Below are 21591 nucleotides of genomic sequence, written 5' to 3'. Positions count from 1 at the left end.
CGGCGGGCGGGCGCCGGCCGGCGGCCACCAGGTGGTTCTTCGCCGTGTTCACCGCGATCTTGTAGAGCCAGGTGTAGAAGGCGCTGTCGCCGCGGAACGAGCCGATCGCGCGCCAGGCGCGCACGAAGGCCTCCTGCGCCACGTCCTCGCATTCGGCCTGATTCCTCATGTAGCGAGAGACCAGCGCGAGCACTTTGTGCTGGTACTTGCGCACCAGCAGGTCGAAGGCCCGCTTGTCACCGCCCTGGACCCGCTCGACCAGTGCGCCATCCAGTTCGTTTTCGCCCATCCGGGCCGTCTCCCTCAATGCTGCTGCCGCCACGGGGCCGGTGCTCTCCGCCGGATGTGAATGCGGTCAGACCCTCGCCGCAGGGATAAGTTCAGTCCGCTCGGCCTGCTCTCGCGGCGTATCTCCAGCGAAAAACCGGCGCGCGTCAAGAGCGCCGCCCTCAAGGCCCGCCCTCAAGACGTGGGGACGCGGGGCCGGCGGCTCAAGCCGGCTGCGCGGTCTCGGCCAGCAGGCGCTGGCGTTCGGCCAGCAGGCGGTCGAAGCTGGCCGGCGGCAGCGGGCGGCAGAACAGGTAGCCCTGCAGCTCGTCGCACTGGTTGGCGCGCAGGAACTGCAGGTGCTGCTCGATCTCCACCCCCTCGGCCACCACGCTGCGGTTGAGCCGGTGCGCCATCTCGATGGTGGCGCGCACGATCGCCTCGTCGTCCGGGTCGATGCCGATGTTGCGCACGAAGCTCTGGTCGATCTTGATGCGGTCGGCGGGCAGCTTGCGCAGGTAGTCCAGCGAGGCGGCGCCGGTGCCGAAATCGTCGATGGCGATGCGGCAGCCGAGCCGGTGCAGCCCATGCAGGTTGTCCACCAGGTTGGGCACGGCCTTGATGCTGATGCTTTCGGTGACCTCCAGCTCCAGCAGCGCGGGATCGAGCCCCGTCCCGCGCAGCGCCTCGCCCACCGCGTCGAGGAGGTCCGCCTCCATCAGCTGCAGGGCCGAGAGGTTCACGCCCAGCCGCAGGCGCAGGCCGTAGCGGCGCTCCCATTCCTGCGCCTGCTGGCAGGCGGTGCGCAGCACCCACTCGCCGATGGCGACGATCAGCCCGGTCTCCTCGGCCAGCGGGATGAACACGCCGGGGCTCACCGGGCCGAGCTCGGGCGACTCCCAGCGCACCAGCGCCTCCATGCCCACGATGTCCTCGCTGGCCGCGTCCACCTGGGGCTGGTACACCACGCGCAGCTCGTTGTTGTGCAGGGCGTGGCGCAGGCGCGTGCGCATCGCCACGTCCTGCCGCTGGACCTGTTCGGGCGCCACCTCGTACAGCTGGAAGTTGTTGCGCCCGTGGTGCTTGGCCGCGTACATCGCCTGGTCGGCGTGCTTGAGCAGGGTGTCCGCGTCGGCGGCGTCGTCGGGATAGAAGCTGATGCCGATCGAGGTGGTGACCTGGAGCGGCGGCGTGCCGTCGAGCGTCAGCGGCGCCTCCATCACCTGCACGATCTTCTCCGCCACGCGCAGCACGTCCTCGCTCTTCACCACGTGGCGCAGCACCACGATGAACTCGTCGCCGGCGTAGCGGGCCACCGTGTCGGAGGCGCGGATGCTGCCAGTGAGCCGCCGGGTGACTTCGCGCAGCACCTGGTCGCCCGCTGCATGGCCATAGCTGTCGTTGATCTGCTTGAAGCGGTCGAGGTCGACGAACAGCAGCGCGAAGCTCTCGCCGGTGCGGCGCGCCTCGCGCAGGATGGTGTCGAGGCGGTCGTTGAACAGCAGCCGGTTCGGCAGGCCGGTGAGCGCGTCGATCAGGCCCTCGGCGCGGCCCTGCTCGCGCGTGCGGCGCAGTTCCAGCGTGTGGGCGAAGCGTGCCGCGGCGCAGCGCAGCACCGGCTCGATGATCGCCATCTCGCCCAGCGGCGCGCGCCGCCCGACCAGCAGCGCGCCGATCACCGTGCGCCGCTCGTCGAGCAGCGGCAGGCCGGCGAAGCCGACCAGCTTCAGCTGTTCCAGCAAGGGGTCGACCGCGGCCAGGCGCTGCGCGTCGAGCGGATGGAGCATGGTGCGGCCGTCCAGCACCAGCCGCAGCGAGCTCTGCTGCGCATACACCGGAATCGGTGCCGCATCGCCCCGCCACAGCTGGGTCAGCAGGGTCGGCGCGCCCTGCGCCTCCGGGTGCGCCGACCACAGTGCCAGATAGTCCAGGACCAGCTCGTCGAGCAGCAGGCGCGCCACCAGCTTGTGCATGTCCAGCCCGCCGCCGGTGCCGAACATGCGCGCCAGCAGGCCGAGCGCGGCCTCGGCGCGCAGGTCGGCGCGGTCGCTGCGGAACAGCAGCGCCACCGCGTCGCGGCCGCCATGGGACACCGGCCGCGCGCTGGCCTGGCCGGTGTCCACGCCGTAGCGGGTGCGCCGCTGGCAGGGATGCCATTGGCGACCGGGATGTTCCAGCACGTGCTCGGCGGTGATGCCTTCGAAGACGACCACCTCGTGCAGCGGCAGCTTGAGCAGCTGCCTGGCATCGAGCTGGCTGTTGCGCGCTACCGCCGGGCTCGCCTCCAGCAGGCCGCCGGTGCGCGGATCGACGATCAGCCACTCGCTGTCGTCCTCCTCGAAGGCAAAGCGGTACGGGTCGCTTCCCGCCGGCGTCGCCGCGACGGCCGGCTGCAGGCGCCGCCAGCGCGGCACCAGATCGGTGTCGACCTGGCCCGCGTGCAGCCAGTCGGAGACGCCCGGCGGCAACTCCGTCGGCTGCAGCGTGGCCTCCGGCGCCAGCACCGCGATCAACGCGGCCTCGGCGCAGGCCGGGATGCGCCGCAGTCGCTCGCAGAAGTCGCGCGCGCCCGCCGCGTCGCGGTCGAAGACCGCCACCACCAGGTTCAGCGGCGCGCCGCCATCCAGCAGGATGCCAGCATGCGGCAGTCCGCGCGCGGTGTGAGTGGGCGGGTGGCCGGCGCGGTCGAGCGCGTCGAACAGGGCGCGGCGAAGATCCCGCTGCGCCGCCACGATCAGGATGCCGGCATCCATCGGCGCGCTCAGCAGATCCAGCGCCCGTCGCGCAGCCGCGGGCGCTGCGGTGCGTTCACCGGCGCCTTCAGGCGCAGTGCGACGTCGCCCAGGTGCCCGGCCAGCGCGGCCGGCGGATCGACCAGCACCACCCGCCGCAGCGGGCCGCCCGGCGCCCGCGCCAGCTGCCGCAGCAGCGCGTTGTCCATGGACGACAAGGGCAGTTCCAGCCCCTGCATCAGGTAGATGCCGAAATGCATACTCTGCTGCATGTAGCGCAGCGCGCTGCCCAGACGCTGGCAGCCCGGCACGCGGGCGTGTTCCTCGCGCAGGTTGCCCAGCCCGTTTTCGGGCTGCCACAGGTACACCGCCTGCCCGCTGTGCCGCGCGATGGCGCGGAAATTGGCGATCAGGCCCTGGCCGTCGTAGCCCTCGAGCACGACCAGCCCGGCCTCGGCGCCCAGGATGCGCTCGAAGAGTTCGGCGCCGGCCAGCGGCGGCGTGGAGGCCAGTAAGGGCGTCATCGCGGCTACGTTACGCGGTCCGCCCCGAAGCGCAATAGGCGGCCCCGCGGGAACCTGACGCAGGTGGCAAAAGCGTGCCGCCCCCCCATCTCGCATTCCTCCGGACGGAGCGGTATGTTCGTCGTCCCTCCGACTCACCGGTGCGCCCATGTTCGAAGGACTGCGCTTCAACCACTGGAAAACCAGCGCGGACGAGAGCGGCATCGTCACCCTCACGCTCGACCGCGCCGGCAGCGGCGTCAACGCCTTCTCGCGCGAGGTGCTGGACGAACTCGGCCAGATCGTGGAGCGCCTGGCGATCGAGCAGCCCGCCGGCGTGGTCGTGCATTCGGCCAAGCCCACCGGCTTCGCGGTCGGGGCCGACATCAAGGAGTTCGTGACCTACGCCCAGGCCGGCACGGTGCTGGAGAACATCGAGAACGGCCAGCGCATCTTCGAGGCACTGGCGCGGCTGCCCTGCCCCACGGTCGCCGCCGTGCACGGCGCCTGCATGGGCGGCGGCACCGAGCTGATCCTGGCCTGCCGCCAGCGCATCGCGGCCGACGACGAGAAGACCCGCATCGGCCTGCCGGAAGTGATGCTCGGCATCCATCCCGGCTGGGGCGGCAGCGCGCGCCTGCCGCGGTTGATCGGCGCGCCCGACGCGCTGGCCATCATGCTCACCGGCCGCCCGCTGTCGGCCCGCCGCGCGCTGGCGCTGGGCGTGGTGGACCGGCTGGCCCGTCCCGAGGAACTGCTGGCCGAGGCGCGCGCCCTGCTGCGCCGCCCGCAGCCGCGCCCCGCGGCGCGGCGCCTGAAGGCCTGGGCCACCAACCTGTGGCCGGTGCGGCAGGCGCTGGCGCCGATGGTGTTCAAGCAGACCGCGGCCAAGGTGCGCAAGGAACACTACCCGGCGCCGTTCGCCCTCATCGACGTGTGGCGGCGCGGCGGCGGCAACATCCAGCAGCGGCTGAAGCTCGAAGCCCGCTCGGTGGCGAAGCTGGCGCAGACCGCCACCGCGCACAACCTGATCCGCGTGTTCCTCTTGCAGGAGCGGCTCAAGGGCCAGGGCGGCGGCATCGAGCACGGCATCCGCCGCGTGCACGTGGTGGGCGCCGGCGTGATGGGCGGCGACATCGCCGCCTGGGCCGCCTTCAAGGGCTTCGACGTCACCCTGCAGGACCGCGAGCTGAAGTTCGTCCAGCCCGCACTGGACCGCGCGCGGCAGTTCTACGAGAAGAAGCTCAAGACGCCGGAGAAAGTGGAAGCCACCGCGCGCCGCCTGCGTGCCGACGTGGAAGGCGCCGGCGTGGCCACGGCGGACCTCGCCATCGAGGCCATCTTCGAGAACGCCGAGGCCAAGCGCGAGCTGTATGCGCGCATCGAGCCGCAGTTCCAGGCCGAGGAAATCCTCGCCACCAACACCTCCAGTATTCCGCTCGACGAACTGCGGCAGGGGCTCAAGGCGCCGCAGCGCTTTCTCGGCCTGCACTTCTTCAACCCGGTGGCGCAGATGCCACTGGTCGAGGTGGTGCGCCACGAGGGGCTCGACCCGGCCATCGAGAAGCGCGCGCTGGCCTTCTGCAAGGCGATCGGCAAGATCCCCGTGGCGGTCAAGGGCACGCCCGGCTTCCTGGTCAACCGCATCCTGATGCCCTACCTCCTGGAGTCGATGCGCCTGTACAGCGAAGGCGTGCCCGGCCCGGTGCTGGACCGGGAGGCGAAGAAGTTCGGCATGCCGATGGGCCCGATCGAGCTGGCCGACACCGTGGGCCTGGACGTGTGCGCCTCGGTGGGCAAGGAACTGGCCCCCTTCCTCGGCCTGGAACTGCCGCCCGGCATCGAGGACAAGCTCGAGGCCGGCAAGCGCGGCAAGAAAGACGGCCAGGGCCTCTACACCTGGGAAGACGGCAAGCCCAAGAAGCCGGAGGTCGATCCCGACTACGCGCCGCCGCCGGACCTGCAGGATCGCATGATCCTGCCGATGGTGAACGAGGCGGTGGCCTGCCTGGCCGACGGCGTGGTCGACGATGCCGACCTGCTGGATGCCGGCGTGATCTTCGGCACCGGCTTCGCGCCGTTCCGCGGCGGCCCGCTCCAGTACCTGCGCAGCGAGGGCGTGGCCGCGGTGAAGGAGCGCCTGGAGAAGCTGGCGCAGCGCTACGGCGAGCGCTTCTCGCCCAAGAGCGGCTGGGAGCATCCGGCGCTGGCCAAGGATGCGGCCGCCCTGCCGACGGAAGAGCCGCCGGCAGCGTCCTGAGACGACCGCCGGCCGGCGCGCCGCAGCATCCCCGGCCGGCGATGCCGACGAAGTGGCGGCGCGCCCGCGCTCCTAGAGCGGCATGAGGCGTCGGACGGCCCGTCCGTACCGACGCCCTCGCCGCGTCCTCACCACATCAGGTCGTCGGGCACGTCGTCTTCCTCACCCTTGGCCGCCGGATCGACCAGCAGGGCAAGGTGATGCGGATCGATCTCGCGCACCTGCTCGGCAACGGCCAGGCTCACCAGCAGGTAGCGGCCGTTCTGCTGCACCACGCCGAGTTGGCCGGCGTTGATCGCCGCCAGCTGCTCGGCGTCGACGTGCACGCGGCGGATCTTGCCACCGTATTCGAAATGACGCGCCAGCTCCGCCTCGGCCTTGTTGAGCGCCTGCCCTTCCAGCAGTTTCTGCAGCCTCGCCTTGCGCTCGCGTTTCAGCCGCGCCTGCTCAGCCGCCTCCTGCTCGGCACGCCGGCGCTCGGCGGCGTCGGACTGCGCGCGCATGGCATAGGCCTTGGCGAGGTCGATCTCGCCCCCCGCCGGCCGCGGCGGGCGCTTCGCCGGCGGCCTGCCGCCGCCCGGGCGGCGCTCGCCCTTGGCGGGCTGGGCCTGCTTTTCTTCGCGGAACTGTTTGACGATGCCGCTCTTGAGCAGCTGGTCGCGCAGGGAATTGGACATATCGGTTCGTTGCTGTGTGCGTCGGACAGGTCAGTCAGTAATGCGGCGGCGGCGGCTCGCTGTGCGGGTCGTGGCCCTGCGACAGGCGCAGCGTCGACAACTCGGCGCGCAGGTCGCGCACCAGTCGCTCGAGCTGGGCGATGCGCAGCGACTGCTCCGCATCGGCCGAAGCCAGCGCGTTCACCGTATCGTCGATGAAGGTGAGCCGCACTTCCAGCTCCTCCATCCGCTGCTCGAAGGATGCCTCGGCCATCGTCAGAACCTCAGCGAACGCCCGCGGCCGATGCCGTAATAGGCCAGCCCGGCCTCTTCGACCTGCGTGGGTTCGTAGAGGTTGCGGCCGTCGAAGATCGCCGGCTCCTTCAGGGCAGCGCGGATGCGGGCGAAGTCCGGGCTGCGGAACGCCTTCCATTCGGTGACGATCGCCAGCACGTCGGCGCCCTCGAGCGCCTCGTACTTGCCCCCGCACAGCACCAGGTCGTCGCGCTCGCCGTAGAGGCGGCGAGTTTCCTCGCGCGCCTCCGGGTCGAAGGCGCGCACCTTGGCGCCAGCCTTCCACAGCGCCTCCATCAGGCGCCGGCTGGACGCCTCGCGCATGTCGTCGGTGTTCGGCTTGAAGGCCAGGCCCCACAGCGCCACCGTGCGCCCCTGCAACTCACCGCCGAAATGCCGCGCGATCAGGTCGTACAGGCGCGTCTTCTGGTCGAGGTTCACCGCCTCCACCGCGCCGAGCAGGCGCGCGTCGTAGCCGACGCCGCGCGCCGTGCGCTCCAGCGCCTGCACGTCCTTCGGGAAGCACGAGCCGCCGTAGCCCGCGCCCGGGTAGATGAAGTGGTAGCCGATGCGCGGGTCCGAACCGATGCCCTGGCGCACCAGTTCCACGTCGGCGCCCACGCGCTCGGCGATGTTGGCGATCTCGTTCATGAAGCTGATCTTGGTCGCCAGCATCGCGTTGGCCGCGTACTTGGTGAGCTCGGCCGAGCGCTCGTCCATCACCACGATGCGCTCGTGGTTGCGGTTGAACGGCGCGTACAGCTTGCGCAGCAGCGCCGTCGCGCGCTCGCTGGAACTGCCGATGACGATGCGGTCGGGACGCAGGCAGTCCTCCACCGCATCGCCTTCCTTGAGGAATTCGGGGTTGGAGACCACGTCGAACTCGAGCGCCGCGCCGCGCGCCGCCAACTCGCCCGCCACCGCCTCGCGCACGCGATCGGCGGTGCCCACCGGCACGGTGGATTTGTTCACCACCACGGTATAGCGGTCCAGGTGCTGGCCGATGGTGCGCGCCACGCCGAGCACGTACTTGAGGTCGGCGCTGCCGTCCTCGTCCGGCGGCGTGCCCACCGCGATGAAGAGGGTCTCGCCATGGGCGATGGCCGGCGCCGCCTCGGTGGTGAAGTCAAGCTGGCCGCTGGCGTGGTTGCGCCTGACGATCGGCTCCAGGCCCGGCTCGTAGATCGGAATCTCGCCGCGCTTGAGGCGTTCCACCTTGGCCGCGTCGATGTCGACGCAGACCACGTGGTTGCCCATCTCGGCCAGGCAGGCACCGGTGACCAGGCCGACATAGCCGGTGCCGAAAATGGTGACTTTCATGTCGATGCGGGTTCCGAAATCGGGTAATCGCCGATTCTAGCAGCGCCGCCGCGGACGGGCTGCAGCAGCGACGGGAAAAACGAAGGGGGCGAATCGCTTCGCCCCCTTCGCACGACCGATGGCGGAAAGCGCTTACTTGGCGCCGCCCTGCTGCGGCTGGCCGGCCGGGGTCGGGCCGGTCTTCACCAGGGTCACGTCGAAGATGATCGTCTGGTTCGGCGGGAAGCCGTTCTGCGGCTGCGCGCCGTAGGCCAGGTTCGACGGGATGAACAGCTTGTAGTGGCCGCCGGTCTGCATCAGCTGCAGGCCCTCGCGGAAGCCCGGGATGACGTTCGCCAGCGGGATCGGGGCCGGGCCGCCGCCCGGATGATCGGCCGAGGCGTCGAACTTCTCGCCGTTGATGAAGGTGCCGGTGTAGTTCACCTGCACGGTGTCGTTCGGGCCCGGGCGCGGGCCGGTGCCCTGGCTGATCACCTGGTACTGCAGGCCCGAGGCGGTGGTCTTCACGCCCGCCGCGCTCTTGTTCTTGGCGATGAAGGCGTCGCCCTCGGCCTTGTTCTTGGAGGCCGCCTGCGCGTACTCGGCCTTGGCACGAGCCTGCAACTGGGCCACGAAGGCCTCGCGCGTGGACTTGTACTCGGCCTCGCTCATGGTCGGCTTCTGGCCGGACAGGGCGGACTGCAGCGCGCGCGCCACGGTGGCCGGGTCCACTTCCTCGCGCACCAGCGGCGGCAGCGAGCTGGCCAGATCCCAACCGACCACGTAGCTGGCCTTGGCCTTGTCGACCGGAGCGGCCGCGGCACCCGACTTGGCGGCCTGGGCCTGAACGCCCGCGGCCATGCCCAGCGCGACAGCCATCGCGGCCGCCGTCAGCGTGGGACGAAGAACATGCTTCATTCGAAACTCCCTCGTGTTTGAATGTCCCGGCGAGGCCGGAGGTGGCCTCCCCTCGGAGGCAGGCAAGGCATTGTGAAGCCCTCTCCGTGTCTTTGGCAACGGCACCGGGATATGGGACAGCCCTTTGCGGCAAAGGTTCATCGACGCCGTCACGGAACGGCGCTTTCCGCGTCAAAACGTCCAGCGGGCTCATCAGGCATGGCCGTCGTGGGGGCTTCTGGGCTTATCCAGCGTGTCGCGCAAGGCCGCCTGCAGGCGCGCGTGCACCTGCACCAGCACCCGCCACAGCAGCCAGGTCAGCACCAGCCCGATCAGCACCAGCACGATCGCCACCTCGCGCGGCGGCAAGATGGTGGAGGCCAGCGCCGCCACCAGCAGCCCCAGCATCCACAGCACCGCCAGCGGGATGATGCGCGCCAGCACGCCGCGGATGCGGAAGTTGTACGTGCCGCCGATGCGCTCGGGAATGCCGAGCTCGGCCAGCACCATGCCCAGCGCGGCGGCCTTGCGGTAGGCGGCCACGATCATCGGCAGCGACAGCAGCGCGGCCAGCGACCAGGCCAGGCTGCGCCGTACCTGCGGATGCCCGTCCAGCACGTCGAACTGGAACATCCCGCGCCGGTGCAGGAAGGCCATGATGATGAACACCGCCACCACCAGCACCATGTTGATGATCACGTGCCACACCAGGCGGCGGATCATCTTCGCCACCGCCGCGCCCTGCCCGCTCAGGCTCAGGCTGCCCATCCAGTCGGTGTAGGCCCGCAGCGCACCGCCGACGCCGCGCGGCGTCGCCCGCCCCAACAGCCCGGCGAGAGGGTCCGAGAAACGGATCAGGTAGGGCGTGAGCAAGGTGGTGATCGAGGACACCGCCACCGCGACCGGATAGAGGAAATCCGAGGTGACCTTGAGGCTCAGGCCCAGCGAGGCGATCACGAAGGAGAACTCGCCGATCTGCGCCATGCCCATGCCCACCCGCAGCGACGTGCGCCCGTCGTTGCCGGAAACGAAGCTGCCGAAACTGCAGGTGACCACCTTGCCCAGCACCACGGCGACGGTCACCACCGTGATCGGCAGCGCGTAATCCACCAGCAGCCGGGGGTCGATCAGCATGCCGATGGCGACGAAGAAGATCGCGCTGAACATGTCGCGCACCGGCATCACGATGCGCTCGATGCGCACCAGGCTGTCCGCCTCGCCGACCATCGCGCCGATCATGAAGGCGCCCAGTGCCACGCTGTAGCCCAGCTCCGAGACCAGCAGGCAGAAGCCGAACAGCAAGCCCAGCACCGCCACCAGCAGCACGTCGTTGCGGCTGACCTTGGCGATGTAGTCCACCACCCGCGGCACCAGCAGCAGGCCCACCACCAGCGACACCACCAGGAACAGGGTCAGGCGGCCGACCGCGGCGAACGCCTGGCTGGCGTCCAGTCCGCCGGTGCTGGCGATGCCGGTGAGCAGCGCCATCAGCACGATGGCCAGCACGTCCTCCACGATCAGGATGCCGAAGATCAGCTGCGCGAAGCGTTCGCGCTTGAGGTCGAGCTCCTCCAGCGCCTTCATGATGATGGTGGTGGAGGAGATCGACAGCATCGCGCCGAGGAACAGCGCGTCCATCGGCCGCCAGCCGAAGAAGCGGCCGATCTCGTAGCCGAGCCACAGCATCAGCACGATCTCGCCGGTGGCCGCCACCAGCGCCGTGCTGCCCACCGCGCGCAGCTTCTTGATGCTGAACTCCAGGCCCAGCGCGAACAGCAGCAGGATCATGCCGAGTTCCGACAGCGTGCGGATGCTGTCCTCGTCGTGGATCGCCACCACCGGAAAGGTGTGCGGCCCGACCAGCACGCCCGCGATGATGTAGCCGAGCACCACCGGCTGGTGCAGGCGCTGGAAGATCACCGTGGTCAGGCCTGCAACCAGCATCACCGTGGCCAGGTCCTGGATGAATTGCAGCGCGTGCATGGGCGGCCCGCCGTGAATGGCATTCGGGACTATCAATAGCGCGAAGGCGGCCACGCTGCATCACGGCCCCGTGCAGATCGCTCCTTCGCCTCTGCCGAGCTCGCTCGCCGAGGAAGCCCGCATGCGCCGATGCGGAACCGGATCGATCAAAATTTTTGAAAATTTTCGCAACGAGCGCTTGACGGACCTGCAACCCCACCGTATTCTTTCGGGCTTCCAGAGGCACGGGGCCATAGCTCAGCTGGGAGAGCGCCTGCATGGCATGCAGGAGGTCGGCGGTTCGATCCCGCCTGGCTCCACCAATTAGACGTCCCCATCGTCTAGAGGCCTAGGACATCACCCTTTCACGGTGGCGACCGGGGTTCGAATCCCCGTGGGGACGCCAACATCGGAACATCGATGTCGGCAAGCTGGAACAACAATGCGGAGCGGTAGTTCAGCTGGTTAGAATGCTGGCCTGTCACGCCGGAGGTCGCGGGTTCGAGTCCCGTCCGCTCCGCCACTTTACGAAGGACCCGCGCAAGCGGGTTTTTTGTTGCCCGCGCGAAGCCGGCCAACACGACTCAGGGCTGGTCACGACTCAAGGCTGGTCGATCGCCCGGATCGCCGCCTCTTCCTCGCGCTCGAGCGTGCCGATCGAATGCCCCTGCTCGGCGAGGTATTCCAGCCAGCGCGAGAGAAAGCCGTTCATACGCAGCCGGTGCTGCAGCACGGTGTGCGCCGGCGGGAACGGCCCCAGCACCTGCCACAGGTGTCGCCCCGGATGGCAGTGCAACGCCTCGGCCACGTGCGCGTCCGTATACATGCGCAGCTGCGCCGACGGCGCACGCAGCCCGGTGTGCTCGTCCACCATGGCGTAGGTGAGTTCCAGCTCCAGCGTATAGGGATGGCGCTCCTGCACATGCAGATGTACGTCCAGCCCGTCGTCCACGCTCGACACGTAGCGCCCAGGCGCCAGCTGCGCCGGCGCGAACAGCCGCGCCAGCCGGTGGTAGTTCTCCGCGTACAGCCCCATCAGGAAACCGAAGCGGCCGGGCAACAGAGCACTGCGTTGGTCGAGCACGGCCCGCATGGACAGTCGCTGCCTCCTCAAACGAATAGGTTCAGAACATGGTCCGCTCGATGCCGAAGCGGTCGAGAATCTTGCTGGCGATTTCCTCGATCGACACGTGCGTGGTGTTGAGGCACGCAATCCCCGCCCGGCGCAACAGACGATCCGCCTGGTCCAACTCCCAGCGGCACTGCTGCAGCGTCGCATAACGGCTGCCCGGCCGCCGCTGTTCGCGGATCTGCGCCAGCCGTTCCGGGTCGATGGTGAGGCCGAACAGGCGATCCCGATAGGGGCGCAGGCGCGCTGGCAGTTCCAGCTTGTCGAGGTCATCGTCGGTCAGGGGATAGTTGGCGGCGCTCACCCCGTAATGCAAGGCCATGTACAGGCAGGTCGGCGTCTTGCCCGAGCGCGACACGCCGACCAGGATCAGGTCGGCCTGGGCATAGTCGACGTCGATGCCATCGTCGTGCGACAGCGCATAGTTGGTGGCGTTGATGCGCGCCTCGTACTTCTCGAAATCCACCAGCCCGTGCAGGCGGTTCACCGCGCCGGAGCGCTTGGTGCCGAGCTCTTCTTCCAGCCGGCCGATGAACGGCGCGAACACGTCCAGCATCAGCGCGCCGCTGGCGGCCACCGTCTCGCACAGGCCGCGGTCGGCCATGGTGTTGACCACGATCGGCCGCTCTCCGGTCTGGGCATAGCGGGTCTTGATGCGCAGGGCCGCGGCCTCCGCCTTCTGCACGGTGTCGATGAAGGGCAGCCGGTGACGGTCGAAGCCAACCAGGTCGAATTGCGCCAGGATGCTGTTCCCGATTGTCTCGGCGGTAATACCAGTGGAATCGGAGATGAAGAAGACCGTGCGCTGCATACGCTTTCCCAGCTGTCGGAATGGATTCCAGCTGCACCATAGCGCAACCGGAATGACCTGTCCTGGCTTGACTCTCGGCTGACTGGTATGCAGTTGGCACAGCTGCCGCACGCATTGGTCTTCTTGTGCCTTGCACCAGCGCAGGCGGACAATACCAATTTTCGCGGGCCTGATTTCCGGGCGCTTTCAGGCCGCCTCCCGCACGATTCATCACTACGCGTCTCCCGAAGGAGCTTCCCTTGAACGAGCTGGTGCTTTGGCTGGACCAATTGCGCATGACCGACCTGGGCAAGGTCGGCGGCAAGAACGCCTCGCTGGGCGAGATGATCGGCAACCTCGCCCGCTTGGGTGTCTCCGTGCCCGGCGGCTTCGCCACCACGGCCGAAGCCTTCCAGCACTACCTGGAGGAAAGCGGCCTGGCCCGGCGCATCGCCGGGCGGCTGGCGACGCTGGACGTCGATGACGTCGACGCCCTGGTCAAGGGCGGCAAGGAGATCCGTGGCTGGATCGTCGACACCGCCCTGCCCGCCGAACTGGAGCACGCGATCCGCGAGGCCTACGCCAAGCTGTGCCGCGATGCCGGCGCCGAGAACGTCGCCGTGGCAGTGCGCTCCTCCGCCACGGCAGAGGACCTGCCGGATGCGTCCTTCGCCGGCCAGCAGGAGACCTTCCTCAACGTGGTCGGCATCGAGGACGTGCTGCACAAGGTGAAGGAGGTCTTCGCCTCGCTGTACAACGACCGCGCCATCGCCTACCGCGTGCACCAGGGCTTCAAGCATGAGGATGTGTTCCTCTCCGCCGGCGTGCAGCTGATGGTGCGCTCGGACGTGGGCGCCGCCGGTGTGCTGTTCACGCTGGACACCGAATCGGGCTTCCGCGACGTGGTGTTCGTCACCGGCAGCTACGGCCTCGGCGAGATGGTCGTGCAGGGCGCGGTGAACCCGGACGAGTTCTACGTGTTCAAGCCCACGCTGAAGGCCGGCAAGCTGGCGGTGCTGCGCCGCAGCCTCGGCGCCAAGCAGCAGCGCATGGTGTATTCGGACCAGCCCGGCGAGCGCGTGAAGATCGAGGAGACGCCCGCCGCGGACCGCGGCCGCTTCTGCATCACCGACGAGGACGTGCAGGAGCTGTCCCGGCAGGCGCTCACCATCGAGCAGCACTACGGCCGCCCGATGGACATCGAATGGGCGAAGGACGGCCACACCGGCAAGCTCTACATCGTGCAGGCGCGCCCGGAGACGGTGAAGTCGCGCGCCCATGCCACCCAGCTCGAGCGCTTCCACCTCAGGCAGAAGGGCAAGGTGCTGGCCGAAGGCCGCGCGATCGGCCAGAAGATCGGCGCCGGCAAGGCGCGCCTGGTCAAATCGCTGGACCAGATGAACCAGTTCCAGCCCGGTGACGTGCTGGTGGCCGACATGACCGACCCCGACTGGGAGCCGATCATGAAACGCGCCTCGGCCATCGTCACCAACCGCGGCGGCCGCACCTGCCACGCCGCGATCATCGCCCGCGAGCTGGGCGTGCCGGCGGTGGTGGGCACCGGCAATGCGCTGCAGTCCATTCCGGACGGCGCCGAGGTCACCGTGTCCTGTGCCGAGGGCGACACCGGCTCGATCTACGAGGGCCGGCTCGACTTCGACCGCGTCACCGCCGACCTCGGCGCGATGCCCGAGGCCCCGCTCAAGATCATGATGAACGTGGCCAACCCGGACCGTGCCTTCGACTTCGGCCAGCTGCCCAACGCCGGCATCGGCCTGGCGCGGCTGGAGATGATCATCGCCAGCCACATCGGTGTGCACCCCAAGGCGCTGCTCGAATACGCCAAGCAGGATGCCGCCACCAAGGCCAGGATCGACGAGCGCATCGCCGGCTACGCCGACCCGGTGAGCTTCTACGTGGACCGCCTGGCCGAGGGCATCGCCACCATCGCCGCCTCGGTGTACCCCAAGCCCGTGATCGTGCGCCTGTCCGACTTCAAGTCGAACGAATACGCCAACCTGCTGGGTGGTGCACGCTACGAGCCGCACGAGGAGAACCCGATGATCGGCTACCGCGGCGCCAGCCGCTACGTCGACAAGGATTTCGCCGAGGCCTTCGCGCTGGAATGTCGCGCCACCAAGAAGGTGCGCGAGGCGATGGGCCTGGACAACGTGTGGGTGATGATCCCGTTCGTGCGCACCCTGGGCGAGGGCCGCAAGGTAATCGAGGCGCTGGCCAAGAACGGCCTCAAGCAGGGCGAGCGCGAGCTCAAGGTCATCATGATGTGCGAGGTGCCGTCCAACGCCCTGCTCGCCGACGAGTTCCTGGATATCTTCGACGGCTTCTCGATCGGCTCCAACGACCTCACCCAGCTCACCCTCGGCCTGGACCGCGATTCGAGCATCGTCGCCGGCCTGTTCGACGAGCGCGACCCGGCGGTGAAGAAACTGCTGGCGATGGCGATCAAGACCGCACGCGCCAGGGGCAAGTACGTGGGCATCTGCGGCCAGGGGCCGTCGGACCATCCGGACCTGGCCGAATGGCTGATGGAACAGGGCATCGAGTCGGTCTCGCTCAACCCCGACACGGTGGTCGACACCTGGCTGCGGCTGGCCAAGAAGAAGCTGGCGGCCTGAGCTTCCGGCGCGGCCTGCGGGGTGGAGCCACGCCACCCCGCGCCCCCCTCCCGCTTCCAGTTGTCACGGCCCTGCGCAGCACGTAGAATTGCCGGCTCGCGTGGACCACGCACCCTTTCGGAGAGGTGGCAGAGTGGTCGAATGTACCTGACTCGAAATCAGGCGTACGTGCAAGCGTACCGTGGGTTCGAATCCCACCCTCTCCGCCATTCAAGCAAAGCGCCCCCTCGGGGGCGTTTTGTTTAGGTGGAAACCCGTGCACCAGTCCGCCGGCATGGATGTGCAGGCCGGCACATCGCGCCTGACCTCGTCCGGCCAGCCTTCCTGCGGCACGCCGTACGTAAGGGCCGGTCGCCGGCATTCACTTTGCGCAACCCCGCCTCATCCATCATGCTGACCCGGCCCACCACTGCAAGCGCGTCATGATCGAATTCGGACACGGTACGCACGTCGGCCTGCGCCGCCAGCGCAACGAGGACACCTATTACGCCGACGCCTCGCTCGGCCTGTTCCTGGTCGCCGACGGCATGGGCGGCCACGAGCACGGCGAGCTGGCCTCGGCGCTGGCGCGCGACACGCTGGTGGAACTGGTGGCCCGTGGCCACGGCCTGGTCGAGGCCGTGCGCCGCGCCGACGAGCGCCTGATCGCCCACTCCCGCCAGGGCGACGACGCCCTGCCGATGGGCACCACGATCGCCGCGCTGCACGTGCAGGGCAACCGTTACGAGGTCGCCTGGGTGGGCGACAGCCGCGTGTATCTCTGGCACCGCGAGCTGCGCCAGGTCAGCCACGACCATTCGCTGGTGCAGTCGCTGGTGCAGTCGGGCCAGCTCGACCCCGCCCTGGCCTCGCACCATCCCCGGCGCAACGTGCTGACGCAGGCGCTGGGCATCACGCAGCCCGAAGCGCTGCACATCGGCATGGCGCGCGGCAGCTGCCAGCCCGGCATGACCTTCCTGCTGTGCAGCGACGGCCTCACCGGCCCGCTGGACGACGCCGCCATCGGCGGCATCGTCGCCCGCAGGGAACTGGCCGCGCAGGAATGCGTCGACCACCTCCTGCTGGGCGCGCTGGACCACGGCGCCGACGACAACGTGACGGCGGTGCTCGCCCGCTTCAGCTGACCGCGGCGGCCGGCTCCTCTTCCGTCCGCCGCCACAGGCTGCCGCCCGCCGCGGACTTGTCCAGCGCATCCAGCCGCGCCTCGTGCGCCGCCGTTTCCGCCTCGCTGGCCCGCAGCACACGCGGGCGGCGCGTCAGCACCGCCGGCATCACCACCGCCGTGGCCCGCTCTTCCGCCGCGCCCTCGAAGCCGAGGTCCAGCGCGACCTGGCCGGAGGTCATGGCCAGGTACACCTCGGCCAGCAGCTGGGCGTCGATCAGGCCGCCGTGCAGGTCGCGGGCGGAGTTGTCCACGCCCAGGCGCTTGCACAGCGCGTCCAGGTTGTTGCGCTGGCCGGGATAGCGCTCGCGCGCCATGGCCAGGGTGTCGAGCACGCTGCAGCGGTCGGCGATGCGGCCGGCATCGACGCGGCCCAGCTCGGCGTCGAGGAAGCCCACGTCGAAGCTCGCGTTGTGGATGATCAGCTCGGCGCCGTCGATGAAAGCGAGGAACTCCTCCACCACGTCGGCGAAGCGCGGCTTGTCGAGCAGGAACTCGTCCTCGATGCCGGTGACCTGCTTGGCACCCTCGTCGATCGCGCGGTCGGGGTTCAAGTAAGTCTGGTAGTGCCGCCCGGAAGGACGGCGCTCGATCATCTCGACGCAGGCGATTTCGATCAGGCGATGGCCCTGGCGCACTTCCAGGCCGGTGGTCTCGGTATCTAGGACGATCTGCCTCACGCCTTGCTCCTGTACTGTTCGGCCTGCGCGCGCGCGGCCTGGTCGACGCGCTCGTTCTCCGGGTGGCCATTGTGGCCGCGCACCCATTGCCAGCGCACCACATGCGGGTCGACCGCGGCGGCGAGGCGCTGCCACAGGTCCTGGTTCTTCACCGGCTTCTTGTCGGCGGTGCGCCAGCCGTTGGCGCGCCACTTGGGCACCCATTCCTCGATGCCCTGCATCACGTAGCGCGAATCGGTCACCAGCGACACGCGGCAGGGGCGCTTGAGCGCTTCCAGCGCGCCGATCGCCGCCATCAGCTCCATGCGGTTGTTGGTGGTCGCCGGCTCGCCGCCGGCCAGCATTCGCTCGACACCCTTGGATCGCAACAGGGCGGCCCAGCCGCCGGGGCCGGGATTGCCCAGGCAAGCCCCATCGGTAAACGCTTCGACTTCAGTCATGATTGCTCTTGCAGAAAAAAATCCATCGGCTCAGGCCGCGGCGCTGCGCCGCGCGCCCGGCGCGAGCCCGGCGCCGACCGGGTCGGGCACGGCCCTGGGCCGGATACGGATGAGCGGCCTCGCGAGCTGGCGCTTGCGCGCCAGTAGGAGGTAGGCGCCGCCGAGCGAGGACGCGGCAAAGCCGGGCCTTGCCGCGCCGGGCCAGCCGCGGCCGACGCGCTGCACGCGCTCGATCGAAAGATCGGCCCCGCGCAGCCAGCTCTCCAGCAGCAACGGCGCACGCAGGGTCGGACGGCGCGAACGGCTGCGCCACAGCCACCACGGCAACCAGCCGCTCAGGGGGTGCATGCCGGTCAGCACCAGAAGGCCGCCGGGCGCCAGCACCCGCGCCGCTTCCTCGAGCACCCGCTGCGGCGCCGGCACGACTTCCAGCACGTGGCGCAGCAGGATCAGGTCGAAGGTGTCGGGCAGGAACGGCAGCGGCTCGTCCAGGCGCGCGGCCAGGTCACCGCCGTAGCGCGTCGCCCCCACGTGCAGGTTCACCCAGCCGCGCAAGGTAGGCAGGCTCGGCGTCGGGTCCACGCTGGCGGCGGAGACCTGCAGGGCCCAGGTACCGGCGCTGCGGCGCAACTCCGGCGTCAACGCGGCGGTCTCGTCCGCCAGCAGCCTCCGCATGGGCTGGCTGGCGTAGATGTCGTGGTCGCGCTTGAGCATGTCGCGCCGAATCGTCCTTAAGGAACCTAAGGTGGCAGTGTAATCGCTATGGGCGCCACGTCGGTCACGCCGTGGCCGTGAACGCCCGCACGCGGTCTGAATGCCGCACCGCTATTAACGACCATCTAACGAACTCGCCACCCCCTCCCCCTATAGTCGGACAATTCGCGCACGCATGGATGCCTGCGTCAGTCGATACGAAAACGCTGCGGAGCGCTCCTTGCACGTCGTACCGGTACCGGCGCTAGCCGACAATTACATCTGGCTGCTGCACGACGATGGGGGCCACGCCATCGTGGTCGACCCCGGCGAGGCCGAGCCGGTCGAACGCGCACTGGCCGCCCGCGGACTCGCCCTGCGGGCGATCCTGCTCACCCATCATCACGCCGACCACATCGGCGGCGCCGCGGCCCTGCGCGCTCGCCACGGCGTGCCGGTCTACGCGCCGCACGACGAGCGCATCGCCATCGCCACGCACCCCGTCGTCGACGGCGAGCGCGTCCGCCTGGACGCGCCGAGGGCGCAGTTCGAGGTGCTCGCGGTGCCCGGCCACACGCTGAGCCACATCGCCTACGTCGGCGAGGGCGTGCTGCTCAGCGGCGACACCTTGTTCAGCCTCGGCTGCGGACGGCTGTTCGAAGGCACGCCGGCGCAGATGCTCGCCTCGCTCGACCGCCTGGCCGCCCTGCCCGGCGATACGCTGGTCTGCTGCGGCCACGAATACACCGCCGCCAACGGGCGCTTCGCCCTCACCGTCGAACCGGACAACCGCGCGCTGCAGGAGCGCCTGCAGCGCGTGGCCGAACTGCGTGCCAGGAACGCACCGAGCCTGCCGGTACCGCTGTCCAGCGAGCTGGACTGCAATCCTTTCCTCCGCACGGACAGCGAAGCCGTGACCGCATGGGCGCGCCGCCAGGGCGCCGATGACCGGGTCGCCCGCTTCGCCGCCGTCCGCGCCGCCAAGGATCAATTCCGATCATGAAGAAGACCGCCCGCCTGCTGCGCCCCGTGCCTTCCGCCCTCTCGGTCCTGCTGGTCGCCTGCGCGACCGCGCCGGTGCCGGCGCCGCAGAAGCCCAAGGTCGAACCGCCCGCCCAACCCATCGACGCGCCGCCGCCGATCGTCTCGGTCAGCAGCCCCGAGGTCGGCGACGACCTGTGGGGCCGCATGCGGGGCAGCTTCGCCATGCAGGGCTGCGAGGCGGATCCGGCGGTGCTGGCCTGGGCCCATCGCTACACCCGCGACCCGCAGCAGTTCGAACAGCAGATGGATCGCGTGCTGCCGCAGCTGGACTACGTGCAGCGCGCCGCCGCCGCCCACGGCGTGCCCGGCGAGTTCAGCCTGCTGCCCTGGGTGGAGAGCGACTTCCGGCCGGTCTCCAGCCGCCACAGCCATGCCGCCGGCATGTGGCAGATCGTCCCGCGCACGGCCAAGGCCATGGGCCTTAAGGTCGACCGCGAGTACGACGGCCGGCTCGACACGGCCGACGCCACTGACGCGGTGATGAAGATGCTGAGCCGCTACAACGACCAGTTCGGCGACTGGCGGCTCGCCGACTATGCCTACAACTCCGGCGAGTTCGCCCTGCGCCGGCTGATCGCCAAGCACGGCCAGCCGCCCCGGCAGCCGGTGGTTCCCCGCCTGCCGGTGCAGCGCCACACGCGCGAGCACTTGACCAAACTGCTCGCGCTCTCCTGCGTGATCCGCGAGCCGGAGCGCTTCGGCGTCAACCTGCCCAGGCTCTCGAACGAACGTGAACTCACGGCCATGCCGCTCGACAACCCGGCTTCGCTCGCGCAGATCGCGCGGCAGGCGGGCATCGCGCCCGATGCGCTGCACGAGCTCAACCCGGGCCACCACCGCATCACCGCCAGCCTGCGCCGCGACGAGCGGGTGCTGCTGCCCAAGCGTCACCTCGAGCAGTTCAGCCGGGCCATGCGCCAGCAGATCGACGGCAATGCCGGCACGCAGCTCGTCAGCCTCGACAATCCCCCGCGCCTGCCCGTACTCGACAGCGAGGCGCAGCCGCCCAGACAGCAGACCGAGGAAAACACGCCGGCCATCGCCTCCGCCAAGCGTCCGCACCACCGGCTGCGCACGCACGTCGTCCGCCACGGCGAGAGCCTGTGGCAGATCGCGCACTACTACGCCATCGGCGTGACCGAGCTGCAGCGCTGGAACCACCTCAAGAACACGCGCATCCTGCCCGGCCAGATGCTGCGCGTGGCGAACGCCAACTGAGGACCGCCGCGCAGCGCGCAGCCTGCGCGCTGCGATTCGCGCCGACGGCGCCCTGCTAGACTCCCGCTGTGCGCCCCTCGTTCGGGCGCCGGACGCTGGGAGGGAAGCCATGGGATTCCTGCACGGCAAGCGCGCCTTGATCGTCGGCATCGCCAGCCAGCGCTCGATCGCCTGGGGCATCGCCAGCGCGATGCACCGCGAAGGCGCGCAGCTCGCCTTCACCTACCAGAACGAGCGGCTGAAGGATCGCGTCGACGAGGCCGCCAACGAATTCGGCTCCAGCATCGCGCTCCCCTGCGACGTGGCCGACGACGTGCAGATCGAGCACCTGTTCCGGGAGCTGGGCACGCACTGGGACGGCTTCGACATCCTCGTGCACTCGGTCGGCTTCGCGCCGCGCGAGGCGCTGCAAGGCCAGTACCTGGACCATCTCACCCGCGAGAGCTTCGCCATCGCGCACGACGTCTCCAGCTACAGCCTCGCGGCGCTGGCCAAGGCCGCGCGGCCGATGATGGCAGGGCGCGGCGGCGCCATCCTCACGCTCACCTATCTCGGCGCCGAGCGTGCGCTCGCCCACTACAACGTGATGGGGCCGGCCAAGGCCAGCCTGGAGGCGAACGTGCGCTACCTCGCCCTCAACCTCGGCCCGGAAGGCACCCGCGTCAACGCGATCTCGGCCGGCCCGATCAAGACCCTGGCCGCAGCCGGCATCGCCGACTTCCGCAGGATGCTCGACCACGTGGAAGCGAACGCGCCGCTGCGCCGCAGCGTCGGCATCGATGAAGTCGGCAACGTCGGCGCCTTCCTCTGCTCGGACCTCGCTTCCGGCATCACCGGCGGCATCACCTATGTGGATGCCGGCTACCACATCCTCGGCATGAGCGGCCTCTGAGTCGTTGCGGCACGACGAAAAAGGGCGGCCTGGCGGC

General features: G+C 69.5%; 19 protein-coding genes and 4 tRNA genes. 10 read left to right on the top strand and 13 right to left on the bottom strand.

Annotated features, from left to right (window positions below):
* The 3 genes from ACH65_RS05075 to ACH65_RS05065 form a co-directional block, all read right to left on the bottom strand.
* On the bottom strand, positions 1-289 hold a 289-nt coding region (locus ACH65_RS05075), incomplete at its 3' end, for a sigma-70 family RNA polymerase sigma factor (RefSeq protein ID WP_049621489.1).
* Positions 290-491: 202 nt separating this feature from the next.
* Positions 492-3020, bottom strand: a complete 2529-nt coding sequence (locus ACH65_RS05070; protein ID WP_049621488.1) for a putative bifunctional diguanylate cyclase/phosphodiesterase — start codon at positions 3018-3020, stop codon at positions 492-494.
* Positions 3021-3028: 8 nt separating this feature from the next.
* Positions 3029-3523, bottom strand: a complete 495-nt coding sequence (locus ACH65_RS05065) for a hypothetical protein (protein ID WP_049621487.1) — start codon at positions 3521-3523, stop codon at positions 3029-3031.
* Positions 3524-3671: 148 nt separating this feature from the next.
* Here ACH65_RS05065 and ACH65_RS05060 point away from each other — a divergent pair, with 148 nt between their 5' ends.
* On the top strand, positions 3672-5762 hold the full coding sequence (locus ACH65_RS05060) for a 3-hydroxyacyl-CoA dehydrogenase NAD-binding domain-containing protein (RefSeq protein WP_049621486.1): 2091 nt from the start codon (positions 3672-3674) through the stop codon (positions 5760-5762).
* Positions 5763-5890: 128 nt separating this feature from the next.
* On the opposite strand, the gene ACH65_RS05055 is transcribed toward ACH65_RS05060, so the two are convergent.
* The 5 genes from ACH65_RS05055 to ACH65_RS05035 form a co-directional block, all read right to left on the bottom strand.
* Positions 5891-6439 carry a DUF2058 domain-containing protein gene (locus ACH65_RS05055; protein WP_049621485.1) on the bottom strand — a complete coding sequence of 183 codons (549 nt, stop codon included), beginning with the start codon at positions 6437-6439 and terminating at the stop codon, positions 5891-5893.
* Positions 6440-6473: 34 nt separating this feature from the next.
* Positions 6474-6692: a SlyX family protein gene (locus tag ACH65_RS05050; protein ID WP_049621484.1), complete on the bottom strand. Its 219-nt coding sequence runs from the start codon at positions 6690-6692 to the stop codon at positions 6474-6476.
* Between the two features lie 2 nt (positions 6693-6694).
* The gene (locus ACH65_RS05045) at positions 6695-8032 is read right to left on the bottom strand and encodes a UDP-glucose dehydrogenase family protein (protein ID WP_049621483.1); all 1338 of its coding nucleotides are present in this window, start codon (positions 8030-8032) and stop codon (positions 6695-6697) included.
* A gap of 132 nt (positions 8033-8164) precedes the next feature.
* Complete coding sequence (locus tag ACH65_RS05040; RefSeq protein WP_049621482.1) at positions 8165-8929, bottom strand: FKBP-type peptidyl-prolyl cis-trans isomerase; 765 nt, start codon at positions 8927-8929, stop codon at positions 8165-8167.
* A gap of 192 nt (positions 8930-9121) precedes the next feature.
* Positions 9122-10891 carry a cation:proton antiporter gene (locus tag ACH65_RS05035; RefSeq protein ID WP_049621481.1) on the bottom strand — a complete coding sequence of 590 codons (1770 nt, stop codon included), beginning with the start codon at positions 10889-10891 and terminating at the stop codon, positions 9122-9124.
* Positions 10892-11117: 226 nt separating this feature from the next.
* Here ACH65_RS05035 and ACH65_RS05030 point away from each other — a divergent pair.
* The 3 genes from ACH65_RS05030 to ACH65_RS05020 all read left to right on the top strand — a co-directional run bounded on the left by ACH65_RS05030 (position 11118) and on the right by ACH65_RS05020 (position 11393).
* A tRNA-Ala gene (locus ACH65_RS05030) sits at positions 11118-11193 on the top strand.
* A 7-nt stretch (positions 11194-11200) separates the two neighbouring features.
* Positions 11201-11276, top strand: a tRNA-Glu gene (locus ACH65_RS05025).
* Between the two features lie 40 nt (positions 11277-11316).
* Positions 11317-11393, top strand: a tRNA-Asp gene (locus ACH65_RS05020).
* A 78-nt stretch (positions 11394-11471) separates the two neighbouring features.
* On the opposite strand, the gene ACH65_RS05015 is transcribed toward ACH65_RS05020, so the two are convergent.
* Entirely contained in the window at positions 11472-11963 is a 492-nt protein-coding gene (locus tag ACH65_RS05015) for a DUF1249 domain-containing protein (RefSeq protein ID WP_049621480.1), read from the bottom strand.
* Between the two features lie 31 nt (positions 11964-11994).
* Positions 11995-12810: a posphoenolpyruvate synthetase regulatory kinase/phosphorylase PpsR gene (gene ppsR, locus ACH65_RS05010; RefSeq protein WP_049621479.1), complete on the bottom strand. Its 816-nt coding sequence runs from the start codon at positions 12808-12810 to the stop codon at positions 11995-11997.
* Positions 12811-13049: 239 nt separating this feature from the next.
* Between ppsR and ppsA the strand changes: the two genes are divergently transcribed.
* From ppsA to ACH65_RS04995, 3 genes are all read left to right on the top strand, one after another.
* The gene (ppsA, locus tag ACH65_RS05005; RefSeq protein ID WP_049621478.1) at positions 13050-15425 is read left to right on the top strand and encodes a phosphoenolpyruvate synthase; all 2376 of its coding nucleotides are present in this window, start codon (positions 13050-13052) and stop codon (positions 15423-15425) included.
* A 119-nt stretch (positions 15426-15544) separates the two neighbouring features.
* Positions 15545-15634: transfer RNA gene (locus tag ACH65_RS05000), tRNA-Ser, on the top strand.
* A 213-nt stretch (positions 15635-15847) separates the two neighbouring features.
* Complete coding sequence (locus ACH65_RS04995; protein ID WP_049621477.1) at positions 15848-16549, top strand: PP2C family protein-serine/threonine phosphatase; 702 nt, start codon at positions 15848-15850, stop codon at positions 16547-16549.
* Here the strand turns inward: ACH65_RS04995 and dnaQ are convergent.
* The 3 genes from dnaQ to ACH65_RS04980 are packed head-to-tail and all read right to left on the bottom strand — an operon-like array spanning position 16542 to position 18421.
* Positions 16542-17267, bottom strand: coding sequence for a DNA polymerase III subunit epsilon (gene dnaQ / locus ACH65_RS04990; protein ID WP_049621476.1), 726 nt, complete (start codon positions 17265-17267; stop codon positions 16542-16544). The two genes, ACH65_RS04995 and dnaQ, sit on opposite strands and share 8 nt — an antisense overlap.
* Positions 17264-17707, bottom strand: coding sequence for a ribonuclease HI (gene rnhA, locus ACH65_RS04985; RefSeq protein ID WP_049621475.1), 444 nt, complete (start codon positions 17705-17707; stop codon positions 17264-17266). The genes dnaQ and rnhA overlap by 4 nt, the downstream gene beginning before the upstream one ends.
* Positions 17708-17737: 30 nt before the next feature.
* Positions 17738-18421, bottom strand: a complete 684-nt coding sequence (locus tag ACH65_RS04980; protein WP_049621474.1) for a class I SAM-dependent methyltransferase — start codon at positions 18419-18421, stop codon at positions 17738-17740.
* Positions 18422-18641: 220 nt separating this feature from the next.
* On the opposite strand from ACH65_RS04980, the gene gloB reads away from it, so the two are divergent.
* From gloB to ACH65_RS04965, 3 genes are all read left to right on the top strand, one after another.
* On the top strand, positions 18642-19403 hold the full coding sequence (gene gloB / locus ACH65_RS04975; RefSeq protein ID WP_049621473.1) for a hydroxyacylglutathione hydrolase: 762 nt from the start codon (positions 18642-18644) through the stop codon (positions 19401-19403).
* Positions 19400-20662, top strand: coding sequence for a transglycosylase SLT domain-containing protein (locus ACH65_RS04970; RefSeq protein ID WP_237561445.1), 1263 nt, complete (start codon positions 19400-19402; stop codon positions 20660-20662). The genes gloB and ACH65_RS04970 overlap by 4 nt, the downstream gene beginning before the upstream one ends.
* 109 nt (positions 20663-20771) lie before the next feature.
* The gene (locus ACH65_RS04965) at positions 20772-21554 is read left to right on the top strand and encodes an enoyl-ACP reductase FabI (RefSeq protein WP_049621472.1); all 783 of its coding nucleotides are present in this window, start codon (positions 20772-20774) and stop codon (positions 21552-21554) included.
* The last annotated feature ends 37 nt before the right edge of the window (positions 21555-21591 follow it).

It is taken from the genome of Frateuria defendens, from assembly GCF_001182895.1.
In the GTDB taxonomy this organism is placed as follows: Bacteria; Pseudomonadota; Gammaproteobacteria; order Xanthomonadales; family Rhodanobacteraceae; genus Frateuria_B; species Frateuria_B defendens.
This window is presented reverse-complemented; position numbering and strand designations above follow the sequence as displayed.

Excerpts from the sequence above, each read along its gene's own strand:
- ACH65_RS04965 (WP_049621472.1), top strand. The coding sequence starts at position 20,772 with ATGGGATTCCTGCACGGCAAGCGCGCCTTGATCGTCGGCATCGCCAGC.
- ACH65_RS04995 (WP_049621477.1), top strand. The coding sequence starts at position 15,848 with ATGATCGAATTCGGACACGGTACGCACGTCGGCCTGCGCCGCCAGCGC.
- ACH65_RS05060 (WP_049621486.1), top strand. The coding sequence starts at position 3,672 with ATGTTCGAAGGACTGCGCTTCAACCACTGGAAAACCAGCGCGGACGAG.
- rnhA (WP_049621475.1), bottom strand. The coding sequence starts at position 17,707 with ATGACTGAAGTCGAAGCGTTTACCGATGGGGCTTGCCTGGGCAATCCC.
- ACH65_RS05040 (WP_049621482.1), bottom strand. The coding sequence starts at position 8,929 with ATGAAGCATGTTCTTCGTCCCACGCTGACGGCGGCCGCGATGGCTGTC.
- ACH65_RS05045 (WP_049621483.1), bottom strand. The coding sequence starts at position 8,032 with ATGAAAGTCACCATTTTCGGCACCGGCTATGTCGGCCTGGTCACCGGT.
- ppsR (WP_049621479.1), bottom strand. The coding sequence starts at position 12,810 with ATGCAGCGCACGGTCTTCTTCATCTCCGATTCCACTGGTATTACCGCC.
- ACH65_RS05055 (WP_049621485.1), bottom strand. The coding sequence starts at position 6,439 with ATGTCCAATTCCCTGCGCGACCAGCTGCTCAAGAGCGGCATCGTCAAA.
- ACH65_RS04970 (WP_237561445.1), top strand. The coding sequence starts at position 19,400 with ATGAAGAAGACCGCCCGCCTGCTGCGCCCCGTGCCTTCCGCCCTCTCG.
- ACH65_RS05070 (WP_049621488.1), bottom strand. The coding sequence starts at position 3,020 with ATGGATGCCGGCATCCTGATCGTGGCGGCGCAGCGGGATCTTCGCCGC.
- ACH65_RS05050 (WP_049621484.1), bottom strand. The coding sequence starts at position 6,692 with ATGGCCGAGGCATCCTTCGAGCAGCGGATGGAGGAGCTGGAAGTGCGG.
- ACH65_RS04980 (WP_049621474.1), bottom strand. The coding sequence starts at position 18,421 with ATGCTCAAGCGCGACCACGACATCTACGCCAGCCAGCCCATGCGGAGG.
- ACH65_RS05065 (WP_049621487.1), bottom strand. The coding sequence starts at position 3,523 with ATGACGCCCTTACTGGCCTCCACGCCGCCGCTGGCCGGCGCCGAACTC.
- ACH65_RS05035 (WP_049621481.1), bottom strand. The coding sequence starts at position 10,891 with ATGCACGCGCTGCAATTCATCCAGGACCTGGCCACGGTGATGCTGGTT.
- ACH65_RS05015 (WP_049621480.1), bottom strand. The coding sequence starts at position 11,963 with ATGCGGGCCGTGCTCGACCAACGCAGTGCTCTGTTGCCCGGCCGCTTC.